The organism is Altericista sp. CCNU0014 (assembly GCF_044923475.1).
Lineage (GTDB): Bacteria > Cyanobacteriota > Cyanobacteriia > Thermosynechococcales > Thermosynechococcaceae > JAAURS01.
This window is the reverse complement of record NZ_CP137338.1, coordinates 2,625,206-2,642,362: the sequence shown is the minus strand read 5'-3', so window position 1 is coordinate 2,642,362 and position 17,157 is coordinate 2,625,206. Positions and strand designations below refer to the sequence as shown.

General features: G+C 49.4%; 20 protein-coding genes and 1 pseudogene. 7 read left to right on the top strand and 14 right to left on the bottom strand.

The annotated features are described in order from the left end of the window. Positions 1–115: 115 nt before the first annotated feature. From era to R6H26_RS12925, 3 genes are read right to left on the bottom strand one after another with little or no spacing between them, the layout of a single operon-like run. Positions 116–1,039, bottom strand: a complete 924-nt coding sequence (gene era, locus R6H26_RS12935) for a GTPase Era (protein WP_404790795.1) — start codon at positions 1,037–1,039, stop codon at positions 116–118. 5 nt (positions 1,040–1,044) lie between these two features. After that, the gene (locus tag R6H26_RS12930) at positions 1,045–1,743 is read right to left on the bottom strand and encodes a potassium channel family protein (RefSeq protein ID WP_404790793.1); all 699 of its coding nucleotides are present in this window, start codon (positions 1,741–1,743) and stop codon (positions 1,045–1,047) included. Positions 1,744–1,788: 45 nt separating this feature from the next. Beyond that, entirely contained in the window at positions 1,789–3,123 is a 1,335-nt protein-coding gene (locus tag R6H26_RS12925; RefSeq protein ID WP_404790792.1) for a TrkH family potassium uptake protein, read from the bottom strand. Between the two features lie 576 nt (positions 3,124–3,699). On the opposite strand from R6H26_RS12925, the gene R6H26_RS12920 reads away from it, so the two are divergent. From R6H26_RS12920 to R6H26_RS12900, 5 genes and pseudogenes are all read left to right on the top strand, one after another. Beyond that, on the top strand, positions 3,700–3,843 hold the full coding sequence (locus R6H26_RS12920; RefSeq protein WP_404790791.1) for a hypothetical protein: 144 nt from the start codon (positions 3,700–3,702) through the stop codon (positions 3,841–3,843). Positions 3,844–3,873: 30 nt separating this feature from the next. Next, a complete protein-coding gene (locus R6H26_RS12915) occupies positions 3,874–4,389 on the top strand; it encodes a hypothetical protein (protein ID WP_404790790.1) in 516 nt (171 codons plus the stop codon). A 190-nt stretch (positions 4,390–4,579) separates the two neighbouring features. After that, the gene (locus tag R6H26_RS12910) at positions 4,580–4,843 is read left to right on the top strand and encodes a hypothetical protein (protein WP_404790789.1); all 264 of its coding nucleotides are present in this window, start codon (positions 4,580–4,582) and stop codon (positions 4,841–4,843) included. 42 nt (positions 4,844–4,885) lie between these two features. Beyond that, positions 4,886–5,251, top strand: a complete 366-nt coding sequence (locus R6H26_RS12905; RefSeq protein ID WP_404790788.1) for a hypothetical protein — start codon at positions 4,886–4,888, stop codon at positions 5,249–5,251. 69 nt (positions 5,252–5,320) lie between these two features. Continuing rightward, a pseudogene (locus R6H26_RS12900) lies at positions 5,321–5,420 on the top strand (transposase); the annotation flags it as partial. Between the two features lie 525 nt (positions 5,421–5,945). On the opposite strand, the gene R6H26_RS12895 reads toward R6H26_RS12900, so the two are convergent. The 4 genes from R6H26_RS12895 to R6H26_RS12880 all read right to left on the bottom strand — a co-directional run bounded on the left by R6H26_RS12895 (position 5,946) and on the right by R6H26_RS12880 (position 9,895). After that, positions 5,946–6,701, bottom strand: a complete 756-nt coding sequence (locus tag R6H26_RS12895; RefSeq protein WP_404790787.1) for an alpha/beta fold hydrolase — start codon at positions 6,699–6,701, stop codon at positions 5,946–5,948. Between the two features lie 4 nt (positions 6,702–6,705). After that, positions 6,706–7,218: a flavodoxin FldA gene (gene fldA, locus R6H26_RS12890; protein WP_404790786.1), complete on the bottom strand. Its 513-nt coding sequence runs from the start codon at positions 7,216–7,218 to the stop codon at positions 6,706–6,708. Between the two features lie 120 nt (positions 7,219–7,338). Beyond that, complete coding sequence (locus R6H26_RS12885; protein ID WP_404790785.1) at positions 7,339–8,415, bottom strand: chlorophyll a/b binding light-harvesting protein; 1,077 nt, start codon at positions 8,413–8,415, stop codon at positions 7,339–7,341. Positions 8,416–9,346: 931 nt separating this feature from the next. Beyond that, positions 9,347–9,895, bottom strand: a complete 549-nt coding sequence (locus tag R6H26_RS12880) for a ferritin-like domain-containing protein (RefSeq protein WP_404790784.1) — start codon at positions 9,893–9,895, stop codon at positions 9,347–9,349. Positions 9,896–10,099: 204 nt separating this feature from the next. Here R6H26_RS12880 and R6H26_RS12875 point away from each other — a divergent pair, with 204 nt between their 5' ends. Further along, complete coding sequence (locus tag R6H26_RS12875; RefSeq protein ID WP_404790783.1) at positions 10,100–10,354, top strand: Asr1405/Asl0597 family protein; 255 nt, start codon at positions 10,100–10,102, stop codon at positions 10,352–10,354. Between the two features lie 404 nt (positions 10,355–10,758). Beyond that, a complete protein-coding gene (locus tag R6H26_RS12870; protein ID WP_404790782.1) occupies positions 10,759–12,093 on the top strand; it encodes a hypothetical protein in 1,335 nt (444 codons plus the stop codon). 51 nt (positions 12,094–12,144) lie between these two features. On the opposite strand, the gene R6H26_RS12865 is transcribed toward R6H26_RS12870, so the two are convergent. The 7 genes from R6H26_RS12865 to R6H26_RS12835 form a co-directional block, all read right to left on the bottom strand. Further along, complete coding sequence (locus R6H26_RS12865; protein ID WP_404790781.1) at positions 12,145–12,312, bottom strand: hypothetical protein; 168 nt, start codon at positions 12,310–12,312, stop codon at positions 12,145–12,147. 120 nt (positions 12,313–12,432) lie between these two features. Then, on the bottom strand, positions 12,433–13,197 hold the full coding sequence (locus R6H26_RS12860; protein ID WP_404791313.1) for a tetratricopeptide repeat protein: 765 nt from the start codon (positions 13,195–13,197) through the stop codon (positions 12,433–12,435). 517 nt (positions 13,198–13,714) lie between these two features. After that, positions 13,715–14,086 (bottom strand): hypothetical protein, encoded by a 372-nt coding sequence (locus R6H26_RS12855; protein ID WP_404790780.1) that lies wholly within the window; start codon positions 14,084–14,086, stop codon positions 13,715–13,717. Then, complete coding sequence (locus tag R6H26_RS12850; protein ID WP_404790779.1) at positions 14,067–14,372, bottom strand: hypothetical protein; 306 nt, start codon at positions 14,370–14,372, stop codon at positions 14,067–14,069. The genes R6H26_RS12855 and R6H26_RS12850 overlap by 20 nt, the downstream gene beginning before the upstream one ends. 73 nt (positions 14,373–14,445) lie before the next feature. Continuing rightward, the gene (locus tag R6H26_RS12845; protein WP_404790778.1) at positions 14,446–14,889 is read right to left on the bottom strand and encodes a hypothetical protein; all 444 of its coding nucleotides are present in this window, start codon (positions 14,887–14,889) and stop codon (positions 14,446–14,448) included. A 347-nt stretch (positions 14,890–15,236) separates the two neighbouring features. Further along, positions 15,237–15,701, bottom strand: coding sequence for a hypothetical protein (locus R6H26_RS12840; RefSeq protein WP_404790777.1), 465 nt, complete (start codon positions 15,699–15,701; stop codon positions 15,237–15,239). A 7-nt stretch (positions 15,702–15,708) separates the two neighbouring features. Beyond that, entirely contained in the window at positions 15,709–17,004 is a 1,296-nt protein-coding gene (locus R6H26_RS12835; protein ID WP_404790776.1) for a cytochrome P450, read from the bottom strand. Positions 17,005–17,157: the final 153 nt, after the last annotated feature.

The window sequence follows — 17,157 nt, the reverse complement described above, 5'->3', positions numbered from 1 at the left end:
TGATGAAACTATATAACACGAGTTCCCGTCGCGATTGTCTTCGCGCTGGAGACTGATTGCCCTAGGCGTCGCAAACTTTGGCATTTTACAATCGGTTTGACTGTCCGTGGCGCGGCTAGGTCGCTTCCACGCGATAACCGAACTCGGCGAGCCGTAAATTGGACTCTCTCCATTTGGGCTGCACTTTCACAAATAGCTCCAGGTAGACTTTCCCCACAATCAGCTTTTGAATTTGCTGCCGCGCTTGGGAGCCGATTTCCTTCATCATGGCTCCGCTTTTTCCGATCAGGATTGCCTTTTGCGACGGTCGCTCGACGTGAACCGTGGCTAAAATTCGAGTAATTTTGGCGTCTTCTTCGACGCGCTCGATGGTAATTGCGACGGAGTGGGGCACTTCTTCGCGGGTGAGTTCCAAGATCTGCTCGCGAATCAGCTCGCCCATGATAAAGCGCTCGGGCTGGTCGGTGATGAGATCGGGCGGGTAGTAGTAGGGGCCTTCGGGGAGGGTTTGGACGAGCGCTGACAGCAGCGACTCGGAACCGTCTCCCGCCAACGCTGAAAAGGCTTGATACGGCCACTGATGGGCGGCAGCTACGTTGCGATAGCTTTGCTCCACTGCCGCGCGCTTGCTAGGGTCTTCTGGCGCGAGGTCGATTTTGTTGACGCCCAAAATAACCGGGGTTTTGGAATGCGCCAAAATATCCTCGATGAATCGATCGCCTTTACCGCAGGGAACCGACCCGTCTGTGACAAACACCACGAGGTCTACGGCATTGATGGCGGCGATCGCATTTTTGACCAGCACTTCTCCTAGGGAGTGATGCGGTTTGTGGATGCCGGGAGTGTCTACAAAAATAATTTGGGCATCTTCTCGGGTCAAGATGCCCCGCAGGCGATTGCGGGTGGTTTGGGCCACGGCAGACGTAATGGCTACCTTCTGACCGATAAGCTGATTCATGAGGGTGGATTTACCCACGTTGGGTCTGCCGATCAGCGCGACAAAGCCAGAGCGGAAATGGGGTGGGGCGGCGGGAATCATAGGGTTTAAATCGGCAGGCGGTCGATGTCGGCATTACTTCCAATCACCACCAGCATATCGCCCTTCTGTAAGGGGCGTTCGGGACTGGGATTGATGTCAAACTTTTGGGCGTGGCCTGTGGCCAATACGTTCAGCCCGTACTGGCCCCGCAACCGCAACTCGGCAATCGTCTTGTTGTGAAACGACTCCGGCACCGTAATTTCGACAATGCTGTGTTCCGGGTCGAGGTCGAATCGGTCGAGGATGCCGGATTTGGTGAGCGATCGCGCCAGGGTACAACCCGCTTCGTGTTCCGGCAGCACCACGCGATCGGCCCCTACTTTTTGCAGCAATTTGGCGTGAACGTCGGAAGAAGCTTTCGCAACCACGTGGGGCACGCCAGCTTCTTTGACTGCCAGCGTCGTGATGATGCTTTCTTGAAGGTAGTTGCCAATGGCCACGATGACCGTATCGAACTCAAAAATACCCGCCTGCTTCAGCGACAGCGGATCTGTGGAGTCGATTTGCAGCGCGTGTCCGGCAGCGCCTAAATTGAGAATGTCCGCTACGCGCTTTTCATCTACATCCACCCCTAACACCTCATAGCCGCTTTTGTGGAGGGTTTCGCAGACGGCTCGACCGAAACGGCCCAACCCGATAACGGCAAACTGATGGCGACTTCCTGGTTTGAGGGGACGAAACAAGCCTAGGGATGAAAAATTCATGAGCGAGAGTTCCTTTTCTATGTGCAGTCTGAATCCACAGCGCCGTTACCCGACTAGGAGCGATTCCTCTGGGTATCGAACCGGACAGGGTTTGGGGTCGCCCAACAGCGCGCCGATCAGTAGCAAAATTCCGACCCGGCCAATATACATTGTTGCTACTAATACCAGTTTACTCACGGGGGCGAGCCCGGCTGTAATGCCCGTCGAAAGGCCCACGGTGCCGAAGGCGGAGGCAACTTCAAACAAAATCCGAATGAAGTCGAGCTGCGGATCGGCCAGGGAAATGCAGATCGTCGCCACGACGACGGTTGTCAAAGACCCGACTGTAACGCCTACGGCTTTGAGTATCAGCGATACCCGAATGTGGCGCTGGTAGATCGCGACGGATTCTTTGCCTTGGAGGATGGCTTGAGTGCAGCTCGTCAGGACCCGAACTGTGGTGGTTTTAATGCCCCCAGCTGTCCCCCCCGGACTGCCGCCCACTAACATCAGCGCGATGGTAATAAACAGTCCCGCGTTGCTCATTTGGCCGACATCGATGGTGTTAAAGCCTGCGGTGCGGCTCGTCACGGACTGAAACCAGGCCGCGAGGATCTGCTGCGGAAAGGTTAAGTCGCCAAGGGTTTTGGCATTTCTCATTTCAATCAGCCAGATGGCAAAGGTGCCGCTGAGCAACAGAAACAAAGTCGTACTGATGGCAACGCGAAAATTGAGCGATCGCACGGTTCGCAGCTTTTGGCGCGTGATGCGCTCTCGGGAAAACAAATACAGCTCGAAAATGACTTCGTAGCCAATCCCGCCAAAGATAATCAAGCCTGTAATGACTAAATTTAGCAGCAGCGAACTTTGGTATCCCACTAAGTTATCGGAGAATAAGGCAAACCCTGCGTTATTCCAAGCACTGACGCTGTGGAACACTGCAAACCACAACCCCTTGGGCCAACCTACATCGGGGACGAACACCCACAATAACGTAAATGCTCCTGTCAGCTCAAAGAGCAGCGTGGTGGCAATGATGGACTGAAGAATTTGGGTGCTCCCTTGAAGAGAGCGGCGATCGAGGGCTTCCTGGATCGCAATTTTATCTTTGAGGCCAAAGCGGCGGCCCAGTAGGAGCAGCAAAAAGGTGGTGGCGGTCATGTAGCCCAAGCCGCCGACTTGAATCAGCAGCATGATAATGGCCTGTCCGGCTCTGGAAAAGTAGGTGGCGGTATCCACGACGATATGGCCTGTCACGCAAACGGCTGAGGTGGAGGTGAACAATGCCACAATGGGGTCGTTCCACTGACCGTTGATGGTGGCAAAGGGCATCATTAAAAGTAAGGTGCCCGTCAAGATGACGGCAATAAAACCCAGGCAAATGCTTCGCGATACGGTCATGCGGTCTTTTTCATCACTCTCGAAATCTTGACGCGACTGTCCTGTCGTTTCCGGCTTGCGGCTCCGTGGGGCAACCGTCTTGTTTCAGCACTAAGGACGCCTCACTATTTTTAACTAAAATCGCGCACATAGAAACCGTGGATGGGTTAGATGGCGAGGAGATGTTCGCAAAATCTAAACTCACCGCCTCTCAAACGCTGAGATGCTAGCATCATGTCTCTGCCGAGAACCCTTGACCGAAGACGGCAGGTCGGCGTGGCGATTGCTACGGACCCAGCGTCCGCTACGATACGATACTCACTCAAGGGAACATTAACTCAGACATAACTAGGACATTAACTCAGACATAGGTAGGGGCTAATGATTTTGGTGCTAGTAATCCTTTAAACATTCTTCTGCAATGGCTAACGTCTCTTAAGTTACCTCATTGGATGAATACATGGATTTCGGAAGAAACAGCATATCGCTCTACACAGGCTGGTTTGAGGAGGGAAGTCTCTATATTGGGATATCCCTTTACACCTCTCCCCAATCTAACTGTGTAGCGCTGTAAAACTTTAAAAATTGGAGAACAATATGTCCAATGAAGTCCCCACTGAAGTTAGCCCCTCTCCCGAGCCTGAAACTGCTCAAGCCAAAGAGGTTGTGGAATCACGACAGGTTTTAAAGACCAGTAAAAATATCGCTTCCGACGTATTGAGCGTTCTCAAGTTCATGTAGCAAGATCCATCGGAGGGATTTCACGAGGCCTTGACGGCGCTTGGAGATGCTCGTGCTTACTCCGTTGGAATTGTACTGTGTTGCTTCTTTATCCTAACTTGCTGGATCGCGGTGCAGAAAGTCTTTAGTTTACTAGCAGGTTTCTTTGGATTGTGGAGCTTTGGTTTTACGGGTGGATATCGAGGAGAGTTGGGAGTGGCCGACCACTTCCGCATTCTTTTGAGTGCTGCGATTCCAGTCTTGGGGATAATTGGAATTCTATGGGGAGTCAAGAAATTATTTAAGGGCGCAGGAAATTATAAGCAATTTACGCTGATTGTGGGTGTTGCTCTCACTCCAATCACGTTCTTCCTATTTCTCCTGTGGCTTTTAGGAAATAGTTCTGCGGAATTCGTGAGTTTAGTCGGTTTTTTCTGTATTACAACATTTATTTTATTTCTGCATACAAGTTTGTTTGGCATAATGCATTTATCTTCTCGCAATGCATTTCTCCTTGTGCCAACTCTTCTTGTAGCTAATGTGTTTTTTATGACAGTTATATTTTAAATTCTTTGCTAGATAAAATAATTTGGTATAAAATAGTGACTGAAACAAATCTATGGTTTTAGAAAGTTTATATTAATAATTGAGGCGATATTTTTTGATAAAAAGAGTATATCTCAGTGGGCTGTTAATTAGTTTGATCTCAGTTTGCTCTAGTTCTAAAGATGCCACAAAATAAAATTTTCTGAAAGCATTGGCAAAAAACAATCCTGTTACGCTGATTGATGCAGATCGTTTGTCTGATATGGGAGATGTTTGCTCAATTAACTTTCACAAAAGCACGTTCGATTCGAGTAGCTATTACATTAGTGCAGTTGCATCTCCTGATGGATATAAGGTGGTTCAAGGATGGTTTACGCCATCAGATGCCCAGGAAATGTTAGCAAAAATGGAAGCGCTTTACGCTGCTGGTGTTTTGGCAAGGGATATAAAACCCACTCAGATATCCAAGGGTTAGAAAAACGATTCTGTTGGAAAAATTGCAACTTTAACTTATCCTTTGTTTGAAAAAGGAAAGAAGTTATTTCGACCTAGCGGAATTGATAATCTTTATATGAATTACTGCCAACCCATCATTAAAGAAGTACTCTCCTTCTCAGAACCTACATCAATGAACGGTGAAATGCATTCCAAAGTCAAGTATTCATACAGTGTGGCAAATTTTGAAGACTGGGCCAAGAACCCACAAGTGGTAACAGCATTTCCCGGTGTCAAGCATGATTTTGAATCCATAAATCAACCCAAAGAAGGTGTTACCGATGTTTTGCTCACTAGTGAAGGGTGGACGACTTGGGAGATGTGGTCATCGAAAGGAGGCTCCAACACAATAGGAGATCGCTCTAACCCTCCGCCAATTTCTCATTAAAAAAACAAAGGGTCATTCAAGAAAAGAATGATTTGAGCACTTACAAATACCCTGGAACTAGCGCCTTTGATTGAGGCAGTTGGAGCAAGGATTCTGTATCTGTCTTCTTACTCTCCAGAGTTCAATCCGATTGAGTATTGGTGGTCACAGTTAAAAGCCTTTCTCCGACAGTTCTCACCATCAACCTCGAAAAGGGTCGATACGCTCATTAAAATAGCGATGAATTTAATGAACCCTCAGCATTGAGGGAACTGGTTTGCCCACTGCTGCTACTGTGTCTCATAAGACTGAAAACCGCTGTAATGCAATACCAGGCATGTTTGCAGAAAAATCAAGACTATACCCTATCCGGCACCGAATTCATGTGGTTGGATTTGGGTAGCTGTTCAGACATAAATTTAGAGGCTAAGACGATAATGTAAAGGCAGCACCAGTTGGAAGAGAAACTGCAATCGCTTCCCAATACTATTCGGATAAGAAGCAAAGACATTGCACCCGCCCACGTTCGGCTGAGCGCGGTTCGGCTGAGCTCACCGTCGAAGCCTCACGTCGAAGCCTAAATCCCCCAATTCTGGGGGACTTTGAGTTCAGAACCCCCCAGAATTGGGGGGCTGGGGGGCCGAGCGCAAAGATCGCTGAACTTAACCGAACAGTATTGCGATGCCTCTCTCCCAACAAGACAACTCGGCTTCCTTCAAAAAGCGAGGTAAGATTCAGAAGATTGCAGGATCTGCTTCTGCGTTTCAAAAGCGTCAGAGCGCCAAAACTTAAACACTTCTTCTGCCACCTGCTGTGGCTGAAAGTAATGAAAAAAGTGTCGCCCAGTAGTACATTCCCATAGTGTGTCCGTCGGCTTCATCCAGTTTCGCCATTCCAGCAGTGCGGGTGGATGAACGACTGAATCCGTTTGGCTCCCGCACACCATAAGCGGTGCCAAAATACCACCCTTTGGGAGGTCAACGATGCGAAACAGCGAGTGGAGACAGGGCGCTTCGGATAAATCTCGATCTAAGGCGCGGATCAAATTTTTGACATCATAGGGCAACTCCGAACCAAATAGGCTGCGGACCATAAAGGCCAGTACCTGATGGCGACTGCAAGACATCAGATGACGCTGCACGTAGTAGTGGGTTTGCCAAGTCATCGCAGGCTGTTCTGCTACGCTGAGTAACGCGAGCGATCGCACTTTCTCTGGATAGTAACGGGCGTACAGCAGACCGATCGTTCCACCAACACCGTGGCCCATCAAATGGATAGGGCGATCGACCTGTTCCAGATAATCGTGCAGTAACCGTACTGCATTCTGAACCGAGCTACCCTCATCTAGCCCCTGACAGTACTGCCATTGCCTCACTTTAGCCTGCACAGCCAATGCACTTAAAAGCGGACGGTCGAAACACTGGAGACTAGGGCTGCCATTTAACCAAAGAACCTCAGGACGTTCCGTCATACTCCTAAAGCTCCAATTCCCGTTTGAGTTGAGCGGTCCAGGTCATAATCCGAGCATCGGTCAGATCGGGTTGATTGTCTTCATCCAGGGCTAACCCCACAAACTTTCCATTTTTTACGGCCTTAGATGCGGTGAAGTCATAACCGTCAATGGGCCACTGACCGACCGTTTTGCCGCCTAAGCCGGAGATTTTCTCTTCCAAAATGCCCATCGCATCTTGGAAATTATCGGCGTAGCCCACCTGATCTCCGGGGCCGAAGTAAGCCACAGTCTTGCCGTTAAAATCAACCTTGTCTAGCTCGTCATATAGCCCTTCCCAATCGCTCTGCATTTCCCCAATATTCCAGGTAGGGCAACCGATGATGAGCGTGTCGTAGATTTCAAGATCGCTGGTTGTTGCATCAAAGACATCGTGCAATGTCACGATGCTACTGCCGCCCAATGCTTTCTGAATATCTTCAGCAATGGTTTGCGTATTGCCTGTCTGAGTCCCAAAAAATAGACCGATTTTAGTCATACTACCTCCTCCGATCGATTGTATAAAACGCGGCCACTGTCATAATTTTTGGTGCGACTGCCCTGATGCGAAAGGTCTGGACGCTAGAGATAGAATTCAGACCTCTCGGCATCTGAGTATTTATTTTGCAGTTGCAGACACTGCAACATTTGCAGCGGCGGCGTCCTGAGGCTCATGGGTTGCATTCAACGCCCGCTCAACGCGCTTGAAGTCGAATCCAATGGCTCTGAGGGCATGCCAAAGGTGACCCTGCAAAAAGAAAAATGCCAAGAAAAAATGGGCATTTGCCAGCCAGCAGCGGGCTGTATGCGCGCCATTGGGGAGCTTGACCGTATCGGCAAAGTAAGGCGTAATGCCTAACTTCACTTCTAGGGCAGGGCCATAAAACTCCACCGGATAGGCAAGGGTATTAATTGCACAAAAATAGGCAGCCACAAATCCTGCCAGGGCAATGCCGCCCAGAGAGTAGGACAGAATCGCTTCGCCTGAGAAAATTAATACCCTTTTTGCCCAAGGGAGCGGTTCTTTGACAATGTGCCAAACACCGCCCAAAATCAGCAGCACGCCTACGTAGATATGGCCGCCGACCAAGTCTTCCAAGCTGCTAATGCTAGCAAAATGGGTTTGATAGCCGTAAATAATGGCAGGGTCCAAGGTTGGACTGCTTACAACGCGCACATCCTGAATGGTGGAATCGTATAGACCTCCCCAGTACATGGCCTTTGCGGCCAGCATTAGCGCGCCTGCGCCCAAAAACAAAAGATGGTGGCCTAAAATCAGGCCCAATTGTTTGGGGTCGTTCCATTCAAAGTGGAAGCGTCGCGCTTGACCTGAAGCATCTTTCAAGTTTTCAGGTGCCCTAAAGGCATGGAAGAGAGCGCCCGCGCACAGCACTGCCGAAGAAATTAAGTGAATAACGCCAACGACAAAAAGTGGATAGGTATCTACGACTTGACCGCCTGCACCGACACCGATCCCTAGAGTTGCAAGGTGGGGCAATAGTATCAAGCCCTGCTCGCCCATGGGTACATCGGGTCGATACCAAGACAGTTCGAATAGGGTAAAGGCTCCCGCCCAGAAAGTCATGAGTGCTGCTTGCCCGACGTGGGCTGAAATAAAAAGGCCCGATAACTTAGCAAAGCGGGAATTGCCCGCCCACCAGTCATAGGTCACAGTAGGATTTCCATAGGATTGCACGGTGAGATTTCCTCCGTTTTTTAACGCGATCGCAGTTGAATTCTGTCCGCACAGTAGTTTGTCAGGCTATCTGCGAGGCTTTTGCAAGCACTTGTTGAATTGCCCGCCCAAAACATTTTTTAGAAAGACTGCAGCTCTATTTGTCGCGGCTACCCCTTCTAAAGGGAGTTGTCGGTTTGGGAAACAATGCTCTCGAACAATTGACTTACATTCTCAATTAGTCTGGAAGCATACTAGCACAGCTATTGAAATTGAATATCAATAAATAGTATTAATTTATGTAAAGGACCGCTTGCGTTCGCATTACGGCAGAGGTACAAGCATTGCAAAAACGAGCTTTTAGAGTATCGCGAACAACCCGATCCGTTGTCTCGAGACTCTTTAGGCCTTGTGCTACTTGAGAGATTTAGATGTAAAATTTGAGAAATTATCCTATTTAGCTTTTAGGTATGGACTTGTTCAAGAGAGATATACTGTCATCAGTTCTCAATAAGTAGCTCCCGATCCTTGCTGTTGGTGAGCGCGAAAATGCGATCGAGATTAAGGTTGCAGGCTCTAAAGGAAGCTTGGCTTCATCTCTTACTGAAGAATCTTCTCAATCTTTAAAGAGAAGAAATCCTCAAACTTACTGTTGGGAGAGGCTTTGGAGAGATTTTGAGTCGTGCTAAAAACGACTGCATAGAAAAATATTGACAATCTATCTCAATAAAATTACACTCTTATATGACAGTGCTTGTCGATCTCAAGGCAGTAAGGCTAAAAAAGCCCCACTAGTAGAGAATTTCTACCCGTAGGGCCGTGTCAGCTAGACAAGTATCCGATTTCGCGATCGGATATCAGAGCAATAAAGATTGCTCGTCGGACTGCGCGCTGTCGATCGAGCGAATAACGTCCGTTAACAATTTAGATTGAGGAGGCAGAAAAATTCTACTCAGTTTGATAAGAACGAACTCAGTACGAGGGTATCCGGTGCTAGGAAGTGCGCTAAATGGTAGGCCCGTTCTTCTGTTTTGAGCAGTATGGTTTCGTACAGGTAACGGGTGGCGCGATCGCCCAGGCTTTCTGCCGAAGAAGCCTGACGCCGGATTAGCGAAATGATGGCTTGTTCTGCCTGGAGATCGTGCTCGAGCATTGCCCGACTGCAATAGGTTCCATCGGGTTCTGGGGTGAAGCAGCACAGTTCCGAGAGCTTGCTAAAGCTAGCCGCAGGAACGCCACCTAAACCATTGAGGCGTTCTCCGAGATCGTGGGCGTGGTCTCGAACTGCTTCATAACTTTCTTGGAAAAAGCTGTGGAGCGAATAAAACTCAGCACCCTCGACGACGAAATGGTGTTTTTGGTACTGCAAATACAGTCCTTGAAAGCTAGCCAGTGCGGCATTGAGTCCTTCGCAGATCGGTTCGGTGGTGGATTTCTCCAGCAGGACGACGTTATCCGCAACCGCACCAAAGGGGTGTAAGACGCTTTGAATTCCAGCCATGGTGGTTCTCTCTCCTTATAAATGTGTCGAATTTATAAAACGATCCGACTTTTTTACATTGATTCTAAGTATCCGCAGGCTCGACCTGTCTAGATTTTAGACGTTCTCGAAAAAATACGCGCGCCCCCGAACGGGCGCGTTCGCGACCAACCGCTCGATCGCTCAAACCATATTTTTATCGCAATGCAACACTGGAACCAAGGTATGAATTCTGGGAATCTCCCCGCTCGCACGGACGACATGATGGCAATACAGTGTGGCGATCGCTGGATGGTTTACCAACGGCTGCAAGAACTCAACATTTTTTGTTCCTGTAGTTATTACCAGCCCCTAACAGTTCGAGTGTCTACGGCAACAGCTGCGATCCAGGTTTGGAGCGTCCTTCGTCAGGCCAACGCATCCCGCTCGACCTTAGCTAAGCATCTAGAACGGTGTTGGCAAGCGCGAACCGCGCCCTGAGATTTGCAAAGGCATAGATAGGGCGATCGCAGATGTTCGCGCCATTCGTTTGGCGCGAACATCTCGAATTCAATCGAGCGCTCCATTGAGCCGCTTAAAATACGCTCCACCACTCCCCTAACCAAGCTTTCAGCTATGCTTGGAGTACTGCGAAGCTTCTCGAGCGCGCTACACTCCTTAATAAATCTAAATTTTTCTAAATTTCTGACGCTCATATCGCTCTGTCAGTGGGTGCGACGCACATGGAAATTAGCAGACGTAGGATAACGCCCTTAGTCCTTACTTCAGTTGTCATCTCAACGGTCACGCTAGCTTGTACCGAAGGCAGCGTTAACGAGAAACCTGTCAAAGCTAGCACGCTAGCTCAAACTTCAGCACCAACTTTCGAACAACCGCAACGGGACGTGAAATCCGACGCCTCGCTCCCAAGGCAAACCAGCACGAAACCATGTAAGGGGGTTACAGTCCGCAACGTCAAAGAACTGCAATCTGCGATCGAAGCGGGCAAAGTAGGAACGACAATCGCCCTGACGGCAGGAGTCTTTGAGCTTCCGCAAACTTTGTCGCTCAAATCTGGAACGACGCTATGCGGTCAAGGGGCTGGCAAGACAATTGTAAGGGGTGTCTCGACGTGGCAACCCAGCACGGATTTACTTCCCAGAACCGAAAACCCCAAGGCTTACTTATTCGAGATTGACAGACAGCGAAACGTAACGATCCGGGATATGAGTCTTCACGGACCCAATTTGCACGGGGCCGTCTACGGAAACCAGTCAGAACGGATGACCTTGGCGGGTCTCGAAATCAAAGACTTTCTTTGGAGTGGCGCGCGCACCTTTAGCATGACAAAAACGCAGGTCCACGACAATCATTTTATCGATGCAGGAGGAAAATACAAAAATACGACAGGAGGAGCGCTGTACGATCACTATCCTAAAGAATGCAACGTATGGAACAATCGCGTGCGCTCGTCCAAAAACAGCCAGCGTCCTTTTTACGGATTTAAAGGGCGTGGCGGGCGCAATTGCCGATTCCACCATAACGATATTCGAAGAGATTTTGCGATCGAGTATCCCTTCGACAATAATATTGGCTTCGAGATCGATCGCAACTATATTGAAGGGACGATTTCGATTCCAAAGGCTGGAGGCGGGCCGGTCCTCGCAGACAACGCTCTATCGTTTCACATTCATCGCAACGTCATCACAAAGTCTTACGCGATTGAGTTTGCGCGCAACAACGTTCGCATCGATCGCAATTTATTCGATCTCGATCCTAAAGACGATCGAGGAAACCTCATCAGCGATCATGGCAAACGATTGTCCTCTGGTCCGCTCTGGATGCACGATAACTTAATTCGCAATGTTGGAAGGGGAATATTCTGGTCTAAAGGAGCCTACAATCGGATTCAGTTTGTTAACAATCACGTGCGTGCGAGTAAAAATACCCGCAACAGTCCATTTTTCCAACTTCCTAGCAATACGGATTTTCAAACAATTCAAATCGAACGCAACATTTTTGAATGCGCCCCTAACAGCCCACGTCCCCTACTCAGTGTAGATTCCAAGCTGCTTAAGAACCTTCAAAACAATACGTTTGTAAACGTGCTTGGAATGAATCGCTACGCGCGTACTCGGTCCAATGCACCATCAGGACCCAAGCAACCCCTGCAATTCACGGCTGGCGTCAATAATGAAATTCAGGTTAATGGGTGGTCTGTAAAGGGATTGAAGCCATAAGTGTTCGCGCGAAAGATACGTGCGTGCGAGAGCCTCAGCTCCAAATGCGCTTCAGCACCACCCTAACAGCGAGCCGAGGAGGATGCCGATCGCGATCCCGGTCAAACCACCTGCTGCGGTCGGTAGAAAGGACCAGTCATTATGGTGGCGAATTGAAGAAGGCGAATTGGAAAAATTGAATTCTACGGAGGCTTGAATTTCCTGCGGTCGAGCGTTCATGTGGAGTATTTCCCTGAAGTTGAGTTACCTTTAACTATCTTGGATAGCAAAACTTTCTTCAGTGATTGTTCCCATCCCGCAGTTGCGATCTGCAGCACATTAAATCTTTTTCAGCAAACCCTAACGTTGCGTTTGCAGCGTCAAAAACTGTGCCAAAGCATTTGCCATCGCGGGCGGCCAACGGCGGATGCGTTCGACCCAGTCTAAATTTCGGTAGCGGGGGTCTAACCCCACAACGGCAACCCATTGGCTTTCAGCTTCGCCCCGCTGTCCCTGAGACCACAGGGCCGCAGCTAATGCCGCCCGCATGTCTGCAAATTGCGGGTACTTGCGGACTAAATTCCGAAACTGATGGATCGCTGCTTCGGGTTGGCCGAGCTGGTACAACGCCAGGGCACAGTTGGCCCGCGCCATGGCAAAGCCAGGGTTGAGCTGGGCGGACTGCTGAAAATCCGCTAGCGCACCTTGCCAATCCCCAGCGCCGGACTTGGCGTTACCTCGGTTATTGTAGGCAGCTGCATCGTTAGGCTCTAGCGCCAAAACTTTGTTGTAGTCCGCGATCGCCGCTTCCCACTGCTGCAACCCTTCTAAGGCCGTCCCGCGATTGAGATAGGGATCGGGTCGCTCGGGGGCTAGGGCGATCGCTTGGTTGTAGTCTTCCAATGCTTCCTGAAGTTTGCGTTGGCTGACGCGAGCGTTGCCGCGATTGCTCCAGGCTGCTGCATTGTCGGGATATCGCTCTAGGATCGAGGTCCAGTAGGTTTCTGCGGTGGCAAAGTCGCCGTGGCTGGTGGCTTCAAAGGCTCGGTCAAAAAGGCTTTTGACCGCTTCTATCTCTGTCTCGACGGGTGGGTTAGAGAGGGTGAGGGCGGACGCTTGGGGCATTGCTACTGCTGCGTCGGCAACCCCAAGCCAGATTGCAACGATCGAACACAGGCAAAAACGGAACAGTCGCCGGGAAATATCGGGCAATACGTCCTTTTTCCAGAGGGGCTTGAAGGTCGAACTCAAAAACAATCCTTTGAATCGTGACGTCGGCATCCTATGTGTTATCCAGAATCGTGCTCTTTAAACTGTGGCACATTCCAGAGAGAGGTAGGATGACAGCCTGGATTTCCGTTAGTAGGATGGATTAGTTTTAGAGTACCGACTTTGGGTGCGTATGACCGATGCTTCGCTAGTAGTTCTACTCCTACTAAATCAAACTGAATCAAAAAGGAAGCACTAAGCTGATGATTCTTAACTCCTTAGTTTAAATCAACCCCTACTGGCCAAAAACTTTAACTAACCCTCCATCAATAACGGCTTAGGCTTCAGCAGTGGCAAAGGTCTTCGAGCGATCGCCAGAGCGTTGAGGCCATCCGCGGCAAGCCTCGGTCAGGTACTTTTTACGTCTCTATAACTACAGCAGAGCCGTTATTTTTACCATACCACCGTATTTTCCTTCGATCTCTAACTTGTAGTCTTCTAATAATCCCATCCCGACCAATGACTCTGTTTCTGATACATTAACCTCAACTCTTCGGACTTGTCCATCCCAGATCGCAGAACCAGCATACATCTCAAACATTGTTAGGCTACCATCACCTAGAATTGCATCCTGTATGCCTCGGAGGGTCAAGCCTAGCTCATTGACGATCTCTCTCGGCAGCATTAAATCGCCTGTGTATCCTGTATCGATAACTGGCTTTACACTTTTGACTTGCTTTCTATCGCCTAAAACAGCAGTTTGAATAATCGCCTCACGATTTGCATTAACACTGCCTAGAATCATTGCAATACATTGGTTCCAATACATTGGAGCTAGTAAAACCGATTCGATGAACTGCTCGATGTCCAATTCTCACAAACCAAATTTGAGCATCTGGATATTGCTCTAAAAGTCGATCTGAGGCAGTTAGACTGTCTTTTGCCAATACAAAGGCTCCAGTTTCAATGTCAATCGCTACAATTTTGCCATGATTGCCTTGCTCGACTTGTGGACGAACCTGAGATTCATAAATCTCACTACCACGTCGAGCAAATTCCTCTTTGCTATAGCGAAGTTGTTGAACTGTCATAAACTTTAGACTCATTAAAACGTTGTGTCTACATTTTACCCTGAACAATCATCCGTTCAACTCAAATACTACGTTAAGCACGCTGCTCGTACCGTGCGACAAGGCTCTCCAAAAGCGCACATTCGTCCTCAGTTACAAGAGATGAATAGTCGGCGAGTACCCCGGTAACGAGGTAGTATTCCGTCTCAGTTCTAATTATCCCTCTCTTCACGGTGCGTTTGTACGAGGAAGCATATCTTCGCCAAATCTCTGAGAAGGTGAGGAGTCCTTCCTCTCTCAATGCTGCATCCAACTTCTGAACATACTCTGGCGGTCGATCGATTAGCTCTTCGACCGTATCGTTCACTGCTTGTTTCAAGCTATCAAGCGCCTTCGACCGTCCGTATTCAGCGACGATACGAATTCCAACGTTCGTTGGGTGAATCGGGTCATTCGGATCGATACCTGAAACATGCGTTGAATAGAAATCCAGGTAAGCATGCAGTTCAGAGTACTCGCGTTCCAGTTCTTGTGACATTCTGCGCGACATCTTGTGCTGCCTTCTAAGAAACAAGGATCTAAACCATGTATTTAGACAATTTGAGCCTTAACTTCCATCACGACGTTAGCACCCAACTTTCGAGCTTGACGTTGCAAATTACGAAGCGCTCGTTCACGATATCGAGCATTCTCATGCTCAGTGCAAACCGCTGCAAATGGAATCTGATTCTTTAGCATATGGTACACAATCCTTGCAATCTTATGGGCAGTGGCTACCACTGCCTTAGGGGTACCCAGCTTACTTTTCATCCGGCGGTAGAATTGTCCCAGAGCGCTCTTGCTACGACCCAGCGTTGCAGCTCCTTGACGAAAGGCAAGTCAGACTCAGTCAGTCGCGTCGCTAATGGGGATAGCAACATTGACATCTCGAATCAACGCTTGCAGATTTGCCCTGAGAGTGCTCAAAGGAACCGAGGAATTATAGAGTCCCCTCCCAACTGCACTGATGTTAGGGGAAATTCTGGCATAGCTGTCGGGAGCAATTCGCCTAATGGTGCCGCCAAAGGTGTACCACTTCCTACGAGCGCTCTCAAACGTAGTTTGCGCTTCCCCGTAGCGTGCAGCCCTAACCAAGTCAGACACTCGAACCATTTCGTCCCGCATCGTTCGCAGGGTTTGTCGGCGGAACGCAATTTTTTCCTGGATGTCTTGTGCCACTATGATGGGTTCGACAGCGATCGCGCGAGCCGATTCCAATCTAGGGATAGTAGCCCGAGCTGGAAGGCAACCGACAATGCTGAGGCTTGAAAGTGCAAGCGTTAAAAGCGCTAAAGCGGATTTGAGATTCATGAGTCTTTTATGAATGGGAAGTAAATTTAATCGAAAACGGTTGGGTGGGATAGCCCTGATTGACAGGAAGGGGATCGATGGATGCGGGACGGCCAGCACGCAACAGTTGCTTGACAGCAAGGGGAATCTGCGTCATTGAAAAATACTGTCCGTGACAACTGTGCAAGCCCGCTTCAAAGAAGGTATAAGCCAAATGCCAGGGTCGCCCGATCCTAAACTCCGTCGGAGCCTCAATGACGCTGGGATCGTGCATTGCCGAAATGCTGCACCCCAACACTAAGGTCCCCGCCTCGATCATCTGTTCGTAGCTTGTCCCGCGACCCAAGGTATAGTCTCGGACGCAGGTATTGATAACGCCCGGAGAGGGTTGCCTGAACCGTAGGGCTTCCCAAACGTAGGCCGCAATTTTATCGTCCGCCTCGTTTTGAGCAGCGGCGATCGCCTTCTCCAGTTCCTCAGGACGCTGCAAGAGCTCTACTACCACATTGGCGATCGCCGTTGCTGTCAGATCCACGCAAGCCGACATCATGAACAGAAGACTGCTGACAATGTCTTCATCCGCCGTATAGGTTGCATCGACAGCTTGCATGAGCAGATAGCGCTCCAGAACGGTTGGCGTTGAAGGCGATGTCGTTGCGTTGGTAAATCCCCACCGTACCGCCTCCAAAATATTGGCAATGAGCGGTTTTACCTCAGCACTCGCTGCGGCGGCAGCCTCATTAATCTGAGGAATATTCCCTAAATTCCGAACTGCCCCCTCATTAATGTCGTGCATCCACTGCACTACCTTATCGACCGGAAGCTCGCCCAAACCTAAATATCGGGATATTGCTTTTGCCGGGAGCGTTTTGGCGTAGCCCACCACGTCAAAAGGAACCTCAGGCTGGAGGTTGTCGAGCAATGCTGCCGACTCCTCAAGCAGAATATTGCGATAGTGCCCGAGATCCTGCATGGGAAAAGCAAGGCGAAGGATAGACTTACGCCGCTCGTATTCCGGCGAGGGTGGCAGTTCCACCACCGTATTGCCAATAAACCTCAGCATATTCTGCTCGAGCAAATCGGTCGTAAAAATATCGTTCAGCGTCAGGACGTCCCGCACGTCTTCGTAGCGCGCGACCAATGTAAAAGCAGGCGCCTTGTAAATAGGAGCCCGCTCGCGAAGCTCCTGAAAGAATTCGACGGGAGAAATCGCAATCCATTCACCGATGAGCTGCATCTGAGCTTGAGCGGCAGCGTTAGCATCTGGGGCATTCTCCGCAGCTTCTTTGAGTCGATCTAGAAAACCCTTACTCGGCTCGGACATAGTTTTTACGCAGCAACCTGCGACTAGACTGCATTAGGTGTATTCTCACCCCTAAAATAAGGTATTTTTTTCAATATCTGTCAATCGTTTAATTTTGTTAAGACAAATTCGCGGAGAGTCGTTAACTTTTCTTGCAATTCATATCTTTTACAA